General features: G+C 28.8%; 15 protein-coding genes. 4 read left to right on the forward strand and 11 right to left on the reverse strand.

Annotation, left to right across the window (positions count from 1 at the left end):
- The first annotated feature begins 202 nt into the window (after positions 1–202).
- Entirely contained in the window at positions 203–1,018 is an 816-nt protein-coding gene (locus H0I27_RS08600; protein WP_218733653.1) for a glycerophosphodiester phosphodiesterase family protein, read from the forward strand.
- Positions 1,019–1,298: 280 nt separating this feature from the next.
- Here H0I27_RS08600 and H0I27_RS08605 read toward each other — a convergent pair whose 3' ends face one another.
- Entirely contained in the window at positions 1,299–2,762 is a 1,464-nt protein-coding gene (locus tag H0I27_RS08605) for a carboxypeptidase-like regulatory domain-containing protein (RefSeq protein WP_218733655.1), read from the reverse strand.
- A gap of 207 nt (positions 2,763–2,969) precedes the next feature.
- On the opposite strand from H0I27_RS08605, the gene ychF reads away from it, so the two are divergent.
- A complete protein-coding gene (ychF, locus tag H0I27_RS08610; RefSeq protein WP_218733657.1) occupies positions 2,970–4,061 on the forward strand; it encodes a redox-regulated ATPase YchF in 1,092 nt (363 codons plus the stop codon).
- A gap of 399 nt (positions 4,062–4,460) precedes the next feature.
- Entirely contained in the window at positions 4,461–5,249 is a 789-nt protein-coding gene (locus H0I27_RS08615) for a transglutaminase family protein (RefSeq protein WP_218733658.1), read from the forward strand.
- Between the two features lie 55 nt (positions 5,250–5,304).
- Here H0I27_RS08615 and H0I27_RS08620 read toward each other — a convergent pair whose 3' ends face one another.
- The 6 genes from H0I27_RS08620 to H0I27_RS08645 all read right to left on the reverse strand — a co-directional run bounded on the left by H0I27_RS08620 (position 5,305) and on the right by H0I27_RS08645 (position 8,839).
- Positions 5,305–6,015: an aromatic aminobenezylarsenical efflux permease ArsG family transporter gene (locus H0I27_RS08620; protein ID WP_218733660.1), complete on the reverse strand. Its 711-nt coding sequence runs from the start codon at positions 6,013–6,015 to the stop codon at positions 5,305–5,307.
- Positions 6,016–6,453: a nitrophenyl compound nitroreductase subunit ArsF family protein gene (locus H0I27_RS08625; protein ID WP_218733662.1), complete on the reverse strand. Its 438-nt coding sequence runs from the start codon at positions 6,451–6,453 to the stop codon at positions 6,016–6,018. It lies immediately after the preceding gene.
- A 236-nt stretch (positions 6,454–6,689) separates the two neighbouring features.
- A complete protein-coding gene (locus H0I27_RS08630) occupies positions 6,690–7,667 on the reverse strand; it encodes a permease (protein ID WP_218733663.1) in 978 nt (325 codons plus the stop codon).
- Positions 7,660–8,067 (reverse strand): OsmC family protein, encoded by a 408-nt coding sequence (locus tag H0I27_RS08635; RefSeq protein WP_218733665.1) that lies wholly within the window; start codon positions 8,065–8,067, stop codon positions 7,660–7,662. Before H0I27_RS08635 ends, H0I27_RS08630 begins: the two co-directional genes overlap by 8 nt.
- A gap of 178 nt (positions 8,068–8,245) precedes the next feature.
- Complete coding sequence (locus tag H0I27_RS08640; protein ID WP_218733667.1) at positions 8,246–8,482, reverse strand: thioredoxin family protein; 237 nt, start codon at positions 8,480–8,482, stop codon at positions 8,246–8,248.
- A gap of 51 nt (positions 8,483–8,533) precedes the next feature.
- Complete coding sequence (locus H0I27_RS08645) at positions 8,534–8,839, reverse strand: helix-turn-helix transcriptional regulator (protein ID WP_218733669.1); 306 nt, start codon at positions 8,837–8,839, stop codon at positions 8,534–8,536.
- A gap of 194 nt (positions 8,840–9,033) precedes the next feature.
- Between H0I27_RS08645 and H0I27_RS08650 the strand changes: the two genes are divergently transcribed.
- On the forward strand, positions 9,034–10,221 hold the full coding sequence (locus H0I27_RS08650) for a hypothetical protein (protein WP_218733671.1): 1,188 nt from the start codon (positions 9,034–9,036) through the stop codon (positions 10,219–10,221).
- A gap of 48 nt (positions 10,222–10,269) precedes the next feature.
- On the opposite strand, the gene H0I27_RS08655 is transcribed toward H0I27_RS08650, so the two are convergent.
- From H0I27_RS08655 to H0I27_RS08670, 4 genes are all read right to left on the reverse strand, one after another.
- Complete coding sequence (locus H0I27_RS08655; protein ID WP_218733673.1) at positions 10,270–11,064, reverse strand: hypothetical protein; 795 nt, start codon at positions 11,062–11,064, stop codon at positions 10,270–10,272.
- 132 nt (positions 11,065–11,196) lie between these two features.
- Complete coding sequence (locus H0I27_RS08660; protein WP_254713159.1) at positions 11,197–11,979, reverse strand: YkgJ family cysteine cluster protein; 783 nt, start codon at positions 11,977–11,979, stop codon at positions 11,197–11,199.
- A gap of 201 nt (positions 11,980–12,180) precedes the next feature.
- Positions 12,181–13,197: a Gfo/Idh/MocA family oxidoreductase gene (locus H0I27_RS08665; RefSeq protein ID WP_218733677.1), complete on the reverse strand. Its 1,017-nt coding sequence runs from the start codon at positions 13,195–13,197 to the stop codon at positions 12,181–12,183.
- Positions 13,198–13,224: 27 nt separating this feature from the next.
- On the reverse strand, positions 13,225–14,418 hold the full coding sequence (locus H0I27_RS08670; RefSeq protein WP_218733679.1) for a hypothetical protein: 1,194 nt from the start codon (positions 14,416–14,418) through the stop codon (positions 13,225–13,227).
- Between the last annotated feature and the right edge of the window lie 171 nt (positions 14,419–14,589).

Below are 14,589 nucleotides of genomic sequence, written 5' to 3' on the forward strand. Positions count from 1 at the left end.
TCAGACAAGGTTAATATAATGTTACATCGTAAAAAAGAGCATTAATTGAAGTTTCATTTTTGAATTAAAATGAGCTGTTTTTTTTGATAAAGCAGTTTAAATATCATACAAAACGAATAAGATTTAATCATTTTAATCTTCTTTATTCAACTTAATTTGTAATCAATAATAAGAAGAATGTTTTCTTTTAAAAAAATAAAAGATGAAGAAGGTTATACTATTAAATAAGAATTTTTTATTCTTGATATTACTCTTGTTGAAACTATCTGTTTTTGCACAAGCAGATAGTTTACCTCTAAAAGGTATTTGTGCACATCGTGGAGCGAATAAGACACATCCAGAGAATACAATTGCCGCTTTTAAAGAAGCCATACGTTTAGGAGTTCAAATGATAGAGTTTGATGTACAATTAACACAAGATAATAAACTTGTGATCATGCATGATGCTACTGTAAATAGAACAACAAATGGTTTTGGAAAAGTATCTGAGTTAACTTTAACTGAAATTAGAGAATTAGATGGAGGTAGTTGGAAAGCTGAAAAGTTTAATGGGGAAAAAGTACCAACTCTACAAGAAGTTCTTAGAATAATGCCACAAAACATATGGTTAAATATTCATTTAAAAGGAGACAGAAGGGTAGGTGTAGAAACGGCTAAAATGGTAATGGCAGAAAATAGAGTTCAACAATCTGTAATTGCATGTGGAAAAAAGGCGGCTAAAGGAGTAAATAGCGTAAGTAAAAACATGAAGATTTGTAATATGGAACGTTCAACTTCTCGTGTTTCTTATATCGACCAAACCATCAAAAAAAACTTTGCATTTCTTCAAATAAAAAATAGTAGAGATGATGTAAACATGTTACGCGACCTAAAAAAACTAAAGCAAAATGGTGTTCGTGTAAATTATTTTCATTCAGAAAAAAAAGAGCAAGTGAAAGAATTACTAGATGCTGGGGTAGATTTTATTTTGACTGATAATTTGGCAGAAATGTTAGAAGCTTTTTCCTTAATAAAATAAGTATTTAAATATATAGTAACCTTAAAAAAAAACATTATAATTTATGAAAAAGTATGTAATCATTTTAGGAACCTTTTTTGTTTTTTCTTGTTCTACTAATAAAAAAGAATTTGAGCCTAACAAGACTTCTGTAAAATTGTAGATGAATTTGTGATTAAAAAATAGTTAGATAAAATTATATTTTAAGGCATAAAAGCATACTGTTTTTGTTTAAGTAAATACCCAACGTTCGTTTACGTTGGGTATTTATTTAATAGAGCGTTTTAAAGTAGATTTATACTTAATTATATTGTTCTAAATATTGACGAATTAAAACTTTATTTTTCCAATTAGAAGCGTCATAAGCTTCTTTAGTCATATAAGTAGTTCTTTTTTTATAGGCTTCTTTAATTTCTTCTTTGGTCTTCTTTTTAAAGCTATCAGCATCAAAATCGGTGATATTATTTACAAAGGTTTCTCTGTCTTCACTGACGTTTATTTCTACTTTAACATTAAATTTTACCTTGTTTTTATCTTTGGCATTTTCTATAAATTTTATAGGTCTATCTATGTATGCGTAGTTCGTTTTGGTTTCTTTTATGTAGGAAGTGTATATTTTATCATCTTTATTTTTTTCATAAAAAACAGTTACATGATGTTGGTTTTCAGAAAATTTGATTCCAAATAAAAACTTTAAATTCAAATGTTGTCCACGTTTTCCATCAGCATATTGGTATGCTATTTTTTTGATAAAGAAATCTGCAGGATCAATATACATTTTACCCGAATATTTAGATTTTGATTTGTTAGGAATAAATGAAACAACATAATACTTTTTAGTGCCTAATATTTCATTTTCTTCTAATTGATGTTCATAATATTTCTGATCAAGAAAATTCTTTTGATTAGAAGCTTTAAAAAATACAGTTCTATATTTTATATTTCTAAGTGGATAACTTTGGTTGTAATCACTAAAAGTATTGTCTTTTGATATTGAATCTGTAACTCTAGCTGTTTCCGCCATAGACAATGAGTCTTCTAGTTTAAAAAGTCCAGATTTTACTTTATATGTGTTTTTAGAATTCAAATGTTTTAAAACGACGTTTTGCAGCCTTTCCGTTATGTTTTCTAGGGTTACACCGTTTCCTATATCTATTTTTTTAAACCCCTGAATAGCGGTTACTTCGTAAGAATCTACTTCTTTTTTTCGTTCTTCAGAATAGAATTTTTTATTTAAAACAGTTGCTTTAAATTCTGTACCAAAAGCAGGATTTTTTTCTTGAAGATTATCAGCAAATTGCATTAATTCTTTTTCTGCTAATTTTCTTTTTTTTCTACTTAAAAGTGAACTAGAATTTAACTCGAATTCTAGTTTTTTAAAATCTAAATTTTGATTTTCAATAGCATATACATCTTGTTTTACAGGTGATGAAAGATAGTTTTCTTTCATGTTTTTAGCTGTTTTTATCAATAAGCTATCTAAAGTAACTTTGGTTAAGTTTAGTTGAAATTCATCGAGTAGATTTACGTCTTCTTGTAAGTTTACTACGTAATGATTATTTATTAGTTGCCTTTTTGTAATGGTTTTTGGTTGATAGCCTAAGCAAGAAATAGTAATAATTTTTACGTTATCTAAGTTTAAAGTATAATTACCTAATTCATCTGAAGTCGAACCAGATTTTTTGTCTGTTAAAAGTGCTGCTTTCTCAATTGGATTTGAAGAATTTAGACTGATGATTTTACCTGAAATTGTTTGAGAGTTCATTACTATAATATTTAAAAATAGTAATGAAAAAGAGAGTAGTTTTTTCGTCATAAAATGTTGATTTTTTTATAAATGTATTGTTATTCTTTATTTATAAATAAAAATCATTTTAAGTTTAACAAAGTATTATATTTGCATTCTTAAAACTTTAAGAGAGTTTATTAATTTTAAGTTAAAAAACTTTCTTTTGAAGCAAAAATTATTTAGATGAAAGCCGGAATTGTAGGATTACCAAACGTAGGAAAATCAACTTTATTTAACTGTTTATCAAATGCAAAAGCGCAAAGTGCAAACTTTCCTTTTTGTACCATAGAACCAAATTTAGGAGTTGTAAACGTGCCAGATACACGTTTAGAGAAATTAGAAGAATTAGTTGTTCCAGAAAGAGTTCAGCCTGCTACTGTAGAGATTGTAGATATTGCTGGTTTGGTAAAAGGAGCAAGTAAAGGAGAAGGTTTAGGAAATCAGTTTTTAGCAAATATTCGTGAAACAGATGCTCTTTTACATGTAATTCGTTGTTTTGATAATGATAATATTATACATGTAGATAATTCTATAGATCCTGTTAGAGACAAAGAAACAATAGATATTGAACTGCAATTAAAAGATTTAGAAGCTGTAGAAAAACGTTTAGAGCGTGTAAAGAGAACAGCTAAAACTGGTAATAAAGAAGCGCAAGCAGAATTAGTAGTTTTACTTAAAATTGAAGAAACTTTATTAAAAGGTGTTTCTGTAAGAACTTTAGATTTTACAGAAAAAGAAATGGAATTTGTACAACCATTACAGTTTATCACTTTAAAACCAGTGTTATATGTTTGTAATGTTGATGAAGGTTCTGCCGTTTCTGGAAATGCATATGTAGAAAAAATTAGAGAGGCTGTAAAAGATGAAAATGCAGAAGTTATTGTATTAGCAGTTGGTACAGAAGCAGATATTACAGAATTAGACGATTATGAAGAAAGACAAATGTTTTTAGCAGATATTGGCTTAGAAGAAGCGGGTGTTTCTAGATTGGTTCGTTCTGCATATAAATTGTTAAACTTACAGACTTATTTTACTGCAGGTGTAAAGGAAGTTAGAGCTTGGACAATTCCTATTGGTTCTACAGCGCCTCAAGCTGCAGGAGTGATACATACAGATTTTGAAAAAGGGTTTATTAGAGCAGAAACAATTGCTTATGAAGACTTTGCTACTTATGGTTCTGAAGCGAAAGTAAAAGAAGCTGGTAAGATGAAAGTAGAAGGTAAAGAGTACGTTGTTAAAGACGGTGATATTATGCACTTTAGATTCAACGTGTAATAACAAAACGAAATACAGAACTTGGTTCAAAATTTTACATATATAGAAAATCCAATGAAATTTCATTGGATTTTTTTTGTGATAATTTTAAATAGAAACTTTACAATAACTTCTCCTTTTATAAAATCACTTTATTCTATTTCAAATTTTTTATTATTGTTAGATGCGGATAGAATCCACCTGTTTTTTATATCCAGCAATTAGAATCTATAGCTCTATTTTGGGTTTTCAAAGCATAATTAAAGTTTTTAATTCACTAATTATAGGTCTAATTATTGTTGTTTACATATAATTATGATGTAATTAAAACATATAAAGCAACACTTCTTAACAAGGAATCCACTACATTTAAGTATTGCCAATTTTGGCGATATCAACTGTTATTAATAAGATTTAATTATGTGGTTACGTGTTAGTTGTAATTTGGCTTTTGATATAGATATACCCACTCCTTTTATTTTAAGATTACGCCCTCGAAGTGGAGCAGAACAGTGGATTGAGCGTGACGAATTTAAAATAACACCCAATATAAAAATCCTTGAATTTACAGACGATTACGGTAATTTGTATCAGCGTTTTGTGGCTCCGGTAGGTAAATTATCTATTTATACGAGTTCAGATGTAAAGACTTCTGAATTTGTAGATGTCAATTTTGATGCACCTTTTATAGAAATAGAGCAACTACCTAATGATGTCCTTTGCTATTTATTACCAAGTAGGTACTGTGAGTCAGATCGTTTTAATGATTTAGCAAATTCTATTACTCTAGATAAACCCGCTGGTTATAAACAAGTATTTGCAATAGAAGAATGGCTGAGAACTAATATAAGTTATATTCCAGGAAGTAGCGATTACCCTATTTCTGCCACAGAAGTGTATCAGAAACGCTCTGGAGTTTGTAGAGATTTAGCCCATTTAGGTATAGCATTATGCAGAAGTTTAAGTATTCCTGCTCGTATGGTCGTTGGTTATTTACACCAATTACAACCTATGGATATGCATGCTTGGTTTGAGGCTTATGTTGGTGGGCGATGGTATACTTTTGATGCTACTCAAATCGGACAAAAAGGAGGGTATGTAACTGTAGGTTATGGTCTTGATGCAGTAGATGTTGCTATTTTTAATCAATTTGGACCTGTTGTTCATTCTTTAGAACAACGTATTAATGTGGTACAAATTAAAAATTAATAAATTTTTATTGTAATATTATTAGGATGTTGTTTCAATTATGTACTCGTATTTACTACTTCAATATTCCTATAAAAATAGCAATATAATACAGCCCCGTCAATATAAAAACCACACCAGCAACAGTACGCATTACTTTTTCTATTTTGGTGATTTTGTTGTAAAACAGACCAACTTTACCTGCTGTAAAAGCTAATAAATATGTAAAAAGAATAACAGGTAAACCTGTGCCAAATGCAAATATTATGGGTAAATACAATCCATCTACAGATGCTATTGTCATTGGAATTAACATTCCAAAAAATAAAGCGCCACTATATGGGCAAAATGCCAATGCAAATACAACACCAATTAAAAAAGAACCTAACAGACCTTTATCTTTAAATTTATCAGATAATTTCTCTTGAAAATTAGATTTTCCTAAAAAATTTAGTTTGATAATATTCAGCATAATCAAACCGATAATGATTAATAAAGGACCTAAATATTTTTCTCCATTCTGATTAAAAAAACGTGCAATATGGAATTTACTTGCTCCAAAGTATAAAATCAATCCAATAACAGTATAACTAAAACTACGTCCTAAGGAATATAATAATCCGCTTAAAAAAACTTTTCGCTTACTGGCTATATTTTTAGAAATAAAAGCGGTTGCCGTAATATTGGTAGCCAAAGGACACGGACTAATAGCAGTCATTAATCCGAGTATTAAAGCAGATAAAATTGGGATGTTATAATTCTCTATAAGAGATTGTAAAAACTCCATTTATAACATTTTTAGTTGCTTGTCTAATTTTGATTTTAGTTCTTTAGAAAAAGCATCTTGGTCATTTCCGTTCATAAAAGCAAAATCAGTTAAGTTTATTTGTGTTTCTTTTCCGTTTTTTATCACATTTATAATTAATGCAGTTCCGGCAGCTTCAAATTTTTCGGCTACTTTTTCATTTTCTTTTTCATCAACATTAATCACTTGAAAGGTAATTTTATTTTCTTTTAATTCTTTCGAAAAATACGTGTTTAAAGTATATTTAGTATTTTTTTCAATGGCATTACAAGTCATACAACGGTGAGTAGAGTGGAAATCTATAACCTCTATTTTAGAAGTTGATTGATCTAAAGATTGCTCTTTATTTTTCTTTTCTACGCTGCAAGCGCTTAATATTAAGACGAATGTTAGTACTGATAAAATTTTAATTATTTTCATTTGATATATATTTATAATTTATTCTTTTCTCTAGACTTTTTCATCTGTTGTTTCAAACTCTAGTGTATTATTATGTTTAATTATCTCCTCTTTTATGTCTCTATTTTATTTCTTTAAGTTTTCAGAACAATATGCATACACAAGATTTAACGCAATACCATTAAAAAAAGAGTGGTTAATATCTTTAACACTTAATGAAGCTGAGGTCTGATTATGTATGTGTGACATATAGAATTTTATAGTATTAAATTGAATAGAAATCCTGACAAAATGATTGCAATAGTAACTACACCAAAAAAGATAGCAATTAATTTTAATGACATTACTTTTTTAAGCATTGTAGCTTCAGGAATAGACAAGCCTACAGTTGCCATCATAAAAGCAATTGCTGTACCTAATGGAACACCTTTAGCAACAAAAACTTGAATTATTGGTACAATACCAGCAGCATTTGCATACATAGGTACTGCAACGATAACTGCAAGAGGAATTGTCCACCATTGCCCACCACCTAAATAAGTATGAAAAAAGTTTTCCGGTACAAAACCATGCATTGCTGCACCAATAGCAATTCCTATAATTATATAAAGTAGAACACCTTTTACAATATCCCAAGCGGCATTTGTTATTTCTGGTAATCGTTGGTAGAAAGTTTGTTTTTCTTCTTCTTCATATTTAGCATGATTTATTTTATTGTCAAGAATCTTTTTTACCCAATCAGAAAGCAACGGTTCTAGGTTAAATTTACCTAATAACCAGCCACCAATACTCCCTAATAAAATACCTGAAATAGCGTAAATTAAGGTAGCTTTTACTCCAAATAATCCTAAAAACATTGCTATAGCCACTTCATTTACCAAAGGTGAAGTAATTAGAAATGCAAAAGTAACTCCTAACGGAATTCCACCTTGTACAAAACCAATAAACAGCGGAACTGAAGAGCAGGAGCAAAAGGGAGTTATTGCTCCAAAAATAGATGCAAAAAAGTATTCTAAACCATAAAGTTTTTTTCTATGTAGATACTCTTTTAATCGTTCAATAGGAAAATATGCATTTACAATTCCCATTATAAAAACGATAAAAAATAAAAGAATTAGAATTTTAATGGTGTCATACACAAAGAAATTTAAGGCAGTTCCTAAATGCGTATCTGCACCAATATTAAAAATGGAATAAATTAACCAATCTGCAAAATTTTGTATCCAATCAAACATTTTCTAAAGTTTTAATGGTTCCAGAAATAGCACAAGATAATTTTATGGTATTGTAAATAGTACCAAATTTTTCGATGTTCTTTTTTAGTAAATCTACATTTAGTTTTTTATCGTTACTGTAAATGTTTAAATTGTAGATGATATTATCCATCCTTGGCGGACTTTCTAAACGTGTTGCTTTTACTTCAAGGGTAGCTTTTAAATAGGTAAAATTCATCATACTAGAAAAACGTTCTACATTTTTTAGCATGCATGCAGCAAACGAGCCTAAAAATAATTCAGCCGGATTCGGTAAAGTATCAGCATTTTTTAAAGTTGTACCAAAATTAATATTCGATTTTTTTATATGAATAACGGCATCTTCCTTTGATAGGGAAGAGGCTTTTATTTGATAATTCATAGCTTGAGATTTAAAGATCAGTCAATAAATACTGACTTTTTGTTTAAATAATTTGTTGTTTTATAATGATAGTAATATTACTATTAACAGTTCTAGTGCAGTCGAGAACTATTAAACCATATAAACAGTTTTCGACTGCGAGCAACCAAACATATTACTTATTTAAATTACTACTATATTATTTAAAAAGTGCCAATACTTCATCTTTAGAAGGAACTCTTCCTTTAATGGTAATGACATCATCAATAACTAATGCAGGAGTCGTCATTACATTATATTTCATGATTTCCATAATATCTTCTACTTTTTCTACAGTGGCATTAATGTTGTTTTCTGCAATTACATCACTAACAACGGCTGTCATAGATTTACATTTTGGACAACCAGTTCCTAAAATTTTAATTACTTTACTCATAATAGTTTTATTTGTTTATCGCCTATAAGCGATTTGATTATTAAAAAAATATCACTCAAAAAATTGTTGAAATAACGATTTAGCAACAGTCCAATTTTCTTGATTGATACAATACTTTATTTTGGGTGGTTTTAATTCTCCCTGAATTAAACCTGCATTTTTTAACTCTTTTAAATGTTGAGAAATTGTTGATTGTGCCAAAGGAAAAACTTCTACTAAATCGCCTGTAAAACAACAGGATTGATTTTCTAAATGTTTTAAAATAGCAATACGAGTTGGATGTGCCAAAGCTTTTGCAAATCTTGCTAAGGCTTCCGTATTTTCTTTGTATTCTATGGGGTCTAAATTTCTTTTCATAATATCTATCGCAAATTTACGATTGGTTTTTAAGGTGAAATGTGACATTTGTCACATATAGCATTTTTTTGAATAAAGTTTTAATTTTTTTGAATATCCTTTTACAATAAAGTACATGTGTCAAATTAGTTATTATAGTTTTAAAAATAATATTTTTGGCACAACTATTGAAAATAGGTTACAAACTACTTATTATGGAAAAACAATTACTATTTATTTTATCATTTTTAATTTTTACTTCTTGCAGTAGTGTTAAAAGTACACAGGAAGCTATTAATAATGGAAATTATGATGGAGCTATAAACATAGCTTTAGAAAACTTAAAGAAAAATAAGACTAAAAAAGGAAATCAGCCGTATGTTATTATGTTAGAACAGGCTTTTGTAAAAGCAAATTCTAAAGATTTAGCACAAATTAATTTCTTAAAGAAAGACAATAACCCAGAAAGTATTGAAATTATTTACGGACTTTATGCAAATTTAAAAAATAGACAAGAAATCATAAACCCCCTGTTACCTCTAGCTATTTTAGATGAAGATAGAGATGCTGATTTTAAGTTTGTTAATTATGATAATGAAATTATAGCAACAAAAAATCAATTATCAGATCATTTATATCAAAAAGCTAAAGAACTATTTAATAGTAATAATAAGTTAGATTATAGAACTGCTTATACTGAATTAGAGTATTTAGAAAAAATAAATCCGAACTATAAAGATGTTAGAAGTTTAATGGAAATTGCGCATCAAAATGGATTAGATTTTGTGATTGTTTCTATGAAAAATGAATCAGAAAAAATAATTCCTAAAAAATTAGAAGAAGATTTATTAAACTTTGATACGTATGGTTTAAATGATTTTTGGACTGTTTACCACGGAAGAAAAAATAGAGAAATCACCTATGATTTTAGTTTAGAGTTAAATCTTAGAAATATATCAATTTCTCCAGAACAGGTTAAAGAAAAAGAAATTATTAAAGAAAGTCAGGTTAAAGATGGTTTAAAATATCTTTTGGATGAAAACGGAAAAAATGTTTTAGATAATGAAGGCAATAAAGTTCAGGTTGATAAAATGGTAAATATTCGTTGTTACTTATATCAATTTACGCAATTAAAAACAGCAAAAGTTGTTGGACGTGTAAAATATGTAGATTTAACTTCTCATCAATTAATAGAAACGTATCCTATAGAAAGCGAGTTTATTTTTGAACACATTTATGCAAATTATAAAGGTGATAAAAGAGCTTTAAGTAAATCTTATTTAGATTTGGTAGTTTTAAGAGTAGCTCCTTTTCCTAGCAATGAGCAAATGGTGTATGATACCGGAGAAGATTTAAAAGAAAAACTAAAATATATTATTACAAGTAATAAGTTTAGAAATTAAAAAAAGCCTCACAAATTATTGTGAGGCTTTTTTTATGAAAAAGAAAAATTATTTTTTAATATAGTTTTCTGGAATAGCAAAGTCATTTCTAAATCCTTCTACAAATTTAATATTTGTAATTTTTGCAAATCCAATTTTATCGGTTAAACCTTTATCAATACTCCAACCATAAAACTCCCAATTTGCAGCAAAAGGAACTCCATCAACATCTGTATAATCGATATATTTTATAGCATGCGGATCTGCTTCTGCAGCTTCTGTACTTTTATTAACGGTAACAATATAAGCAACATCTTCTAAAAGATCTGTTTTTTTGTCTTTATACACAACGTACCAATCATCTGGTGCATCACCCGTATTTGCTTCGAAACTTAATTTTGCAGTATCATAGTTCTGAGTAGCTTCTTTAGTTTTAAAAGCATCATTCCAGATAGTTCCATTATCGCTTAATTTATAAGGAAATAAGAAAAAATAACTCCAAGTATAGGCATGAAAACGTACCCCTGGATTTGCTTCTAAACTAGGAGAAACAAAAATGTTTTCTTTATTTACATAAATTTCATCACCATTTTTATAAGTGATTTTTGCAATATCTGAAGTTGTTGAAACAGTTACGTTTGCATTAAAAACCTCGTTTCCTCCAAATTCTATAAAAGCATCAAATTGTATTGCTTCTTTTGCTAAAAAAGCATCTTTTTTATGAGCTACTTCTATTTTTTGAGCAAAAGTTTTTTCTACAACAGGTTCTGGTTTTTCTTCTATTTGTTTTGTTTTAGCTGGATCTTTTTTACAACTTACAACAAGTAGTAAACTAGCAAATAATGTAATAAATGTTTTTTTCATGTGGTTTGTTTTAAATGGATGTTAATTAGATGTAATCGGTTTAAAAATGTAAACCTTACATTTTATATTCAGAAATTTGATTCTTTTTTAAAATGTGAATTAAAACTAGGATAAAACAAGAAAGTAAAAGGATTATTCTTTTGCTCCGTGACTTTTTGCTGTTTCTATCCAGAGTTCTGCAATTCCTTTTGTGTCTGCTCCCAAGCCTCTAGATAAATGCAATGCAACGCCCATAATTAACAAACAAACTTCATGCACTTGGTCTAGCGTTTGCAAACTATCAAATTGTTTTTGTGCTTTTAATAGTAATAACTCGTTGTGTTTCTGTGCAAATTCTATCGAATTATCTCCAACTTCTTTTATTTCAGGAATCATTAAGGCGTCTATCCAATCTTTTCCAATTCGTTCTGCCAAGATCTCAGGAAGTTCATTACCCATTTCTCTCCATAAAGTCAATGTTTTTGTATCGCCAGAGGCGGATAAACCACTGTCTAATAACAATTCAAAAGCAATGTCAGCAATATTTTGCATTACGTTTAAATAGGCGTCTTGTGCTTTTTCAAAAGGAGCTGCACCTTGTCCTTTTAGATAATCTCCAACACTTAATTTTGGTAAGTTTAAAACTTCTGCACAATCTGTTAAACACGGAAATTGTGCTCCTTCAAAAATATAATCTGCTTTTTTAAATTGAATTTGACGACCTAGAGGATATAAGCGACAGGCTAACGGACGACCTTGGTGCACGCTACAACCGTGATTTTCTATATACTGACTGCAAGCATTCTGTCCTTTTTTATCTTGTTTTCCGTTAAAAGTTAATCGAATACCTCCAAAATCGGTATACAAATCTCGAAAATCTCTCGGACTTACTTTTTTCTCTTTACTAAAACTGAATAATTCCCAAGGATTTAGCATAACCGCTTTTCCGAAACAGCAAGTTCCAGCTCGCGAGCAGGTGAGTGGTAATATACTTTCGGTGCTCAGCTTAGTAGTTTGCATTCGTTTTGGTCGTTTTAATAATTAGTTTTCATACCGATTCAATAAACTAAAAAAGAATCATTGAATTGAGCTGTAAAGATATTATTTTTCAACTTTAAATTTAGAAGAAATTGTTATTTAACTTTCTAAAATCTCTAGCTGTTGCATAATTTGAGCTTCTGTTACTGGATATGGTTTTCCTTCCCTAATCGTATTATAAACATCATCAAATACTTGCATATAAGAAGATTTTTCAGAAACTATATTTTCTTGTTTCTTTATCCCTTCATCATTAATTGTGGTTAATACACCTTTATTATTAATATCTTCTAAACCAAACAAAGAGTTAGAAGGTTTCATGCCTTTTTGTAATTGTTGTTCTTGTACATCAGCACGTTGTTTAATATAAGAACCTTTAGTTCCGTGTAAAATAAATGCAGGTTGTGGATCGGTAACCAATAAACTTGTAGTTATAAAAATTTGCAGTCCATTTGGATATATTAAATGAAAATGAGCATAATCATCTACTTGAGTATTCGGACGAAATTTACCTAATTGTTTTTTCCATTCTAGCGGAATTCCAAAAATAGAGATTACAGCATCTAACAAATGCGGACCTAAATCATATGCTAAGCCACTTCCAGGAACAGGTGTTTCTTTGGTTGCTTTTGGACCGATATCATATTTATAACGATCATAACGAAGGTGAAACTCTACCAATTGCCCTAGTTTACCTGAATCTAACACACTTTTTGCGGATAAAAAATCACTATCATAACGCCTGTTTTGATATGCTAAAACAGCACGATTGTATTTTTTTGCCGCTGTAAATAATTTCTTTGCTTCGGATGATTTAACTGTAAAAGGTTTTTCTAGTAATACATGTTTGTTTGCTTGTAAAGCCTTTAAAGCAAACTCAAAATGAGTAGTATTTGGAGTATTGATAATAACCAATTCTATTTCTGAATCTGCTAAAAGTTCATCAATATTATCATAACTTTTTATTGTAGGGTAGGTAAGATGTGCTTTTTTAGAAGATCTTTCTACAACTGCACTTAATTCAAAATTAGGATGTTCATTAATAAATGGAGCATGAAATATTTGTCCTGACATTCCAAAAGAAAAAACACCTGTTTTTAATACATTTTTATTCATAAACTGATTTTAAAACTTTAGATATTTTTAATATTCCATTAATGCATTAAACTTACTATTTAAGTTATAAATATTTAAATTATCATCAAATGCAACCTGAACAGCCAAAAGTTTTATTTCTAATTCAGATATTTTATTGTCAATTTTATTTTTGTCACCAATAGCTTTACTTTTTTCTAAAACTTGTTTTAAAGCAGACTGATAAGTGCTAAAAATCGATATATATTCTTTACTTAAAGACTCTACTTCATCTCTTATAAACTTCGCCTGGTTTAACGCATACGTAGGATACATTAATTTTTTATTTGTTAAATGATTGTTGTAATCTAAGGGTTTAGCACTAATTATTTTATCTACACTTTGCTGTACAATACCTTTGGTATAGTGCTTATTTATAACGTTTGTTAAGGTTAATTTTTTATCCTGCTCAGAAATGGCATTTGGGTTTAAAGTATTAGAGCGTTCTGTAGTGTATTGTGTTAAAAGTAGCACCAAACCTTCTTTTCTAATATCTAAATTGCCAAGGTTTTGTTCAAATTCTGTTTGTGCTTTTGCCAATCCCTCATAATGCACCAAATACACATTTAATGATTTTTTTAAATCTATAACATCATCTATGGAAACATCGTTTCCTTTTAGCGCATTGCCCATCACCAAATCTACAACAGACTTTATAGAACTCACCACAGGTATTGCACTGGTTAATTCTTCTGTTAAAGGAGATTTTATAATGTTATCAATAAAAAGTAGAAATTTAGATTTTTTTACGCCATTAATTTTTCGATTCCCTTTTATGATTTCATTCTCTAAAATTTCTGCAATTTCTTCGGATAAAGAAAAACCTAAATCTGAATTTTCAGGATTGTTTAAGCTAGAGATTTGAGTAAGATAATCACTAGTTGCATCTAGTTGTTTTATGGCGTTTAAACTTGCGTTTGAAGCAAAAACAAATTCTGTAGTATTAATAATTTTTTTTCTTCTTTGTTCTAATTGGTTCTTTAAACCAAAAAGCTCTGCATCAGAAAATTCTTTAATTATTTTGTTATTAGACTTCATTAATTCTTCAAAATTATTCACTTTTAAAACAATCGTGTCTAATTTTTCTTTTGTTTTCAAAAGCTCAAAATAGTTTTTATAAATTACATTTAAAGAGTCTTTATTGTTTTGTGCGCTTACTATTGATGCTGAAATAATTGTAATAATTGTCAGTAATTTTTTCATAAGATACGTTGTTCTTGGTTTCATATTTCTTAAAATATTAATTCTGATACAAAGCAATATTCATGCCTTTAATAACAAGCGAACGAAATTAACTTTTTTGGGTTTAAATATCAAATTGAAAAATGACTATTTTAATTGTTGTTTACAATTTTATCAAATCTAGAATCCATG

Source organism: Polaribacter sp. HaHaR_3_91 (genome assembly GCF_019278525.1).
Lineage (GTDB): Bacteria > Bacteroidota > Bacteroidia > Flavobacteriales > Flavobacteriaceae > Polaribacter.

Excerpts from the sequence above, each read along its gene's own strand:
- H0I27_RS08635 (WP_218733665.1), bottom strand. The coding sequence starts at position 8,067 with ATGAATTATCAAATAAAAGCCTCTTCCCTATCAAAGGAAGATGCCGTT.
- H0I27_RS08620 (WP_218733660.1), bottom strand. The coding sequence starts at position 6,015 with ATGGAGTTTTTACAATCTCTTATAGAGAATTATAACATCCCAATTTTA.
- H0I27_RS08650 (WP_218733671.1), top strand. The coding sequence starts at position 9,034 with ATGGAAAAACAATTACTATTTATTTTATCATTTTTAATTTTTACTTCT.
- H0I27_RS08660 (WP_254713159.1), bottom strand. The coding sequence starts at position 11,979 with ATGCTAAATCCTTGGGAATTATTCAGTTTTAGTAAAGAGAAAAAAGTA.
- H0I27_RS08670 (WP_218733679.1), bottom strand. The coding sequence starts at position 14,418 with ATGAAAAAATTACTGACAATTATTACAATTATTTCAGCATCAATAGTA.
- H0I27_RS08630 (WP_218733663.1), bottom strand. The coding sequence starts at position 7,667 with ATGTTTGATTGGATACAAAATTTTGCAGATTGGTTAATTTATTCCATT.
- H0I27_RS08645 (WP_218733669.1), bottom strand. The coding sequence starts at position 8,839 with ATGAAAAGAAATTTAGACCCCATAGAATACAAAGAAAATACGGAAGCC.
- H0I27_RS08655 (WP_218733673.1), bottom strand. The coding sequence starts at position 11,064 with ATGAAAAAAACATTTATTACATTATTTGCTAGTTTACTACTTGTTGTA.
- H0I27_RS08665 (WP_218733677.1), bottom strand. The coding sequence starts at position 13,197 with ATGAATAAAAATGTATTAAAAACAGGTGTTTTTTCTTTTGGAATGTCA.
- H0I27_RS08600 (WP_218733653.1), top strand. The coding sequence starts at position 203 with ATGAAGAAGGTTATACTATTAAATAAGAATTTTTTATTCTTGATATTA.
- ychF (WP_218733657.1), top strand. The coding sequence starts at position 2,970 with ATGAAAGCCGGAATTGTAGGATTACCAAACGTAGGAAAATCAACTTTA.
- H0I27_RS08615 (WP_218733658.1), top strand. The coding sequence starts at position 4,461 with ATGTGGTTACGTGTTAGTTGTAATTTGGCTTTTGATATAGATATACCC.
- H0I27_RS08625 (WP_218733662.1), bottom strand. The coding sequence starts at position 6,453 with ATGAAAATAATTAAAATTTTATCAGTACTAACATTCGTCTTAATATTA.
- H0I27_RS08640 (WP_218733667.1), bottom strand. The coding sequence starts at position 8,482 with ATGAGTAAAGTAATTAAAATTTTAGGAACTGGTTGTCCAAAATGTAAA.
- H0I27_RS08605 (WP_218733655.1), bottom strand. The coding sequence starts at position 2,762 with ATGAACTCTCAAACAATTTCAGGTAAAATCATCAGTCTAAATTCTTCA.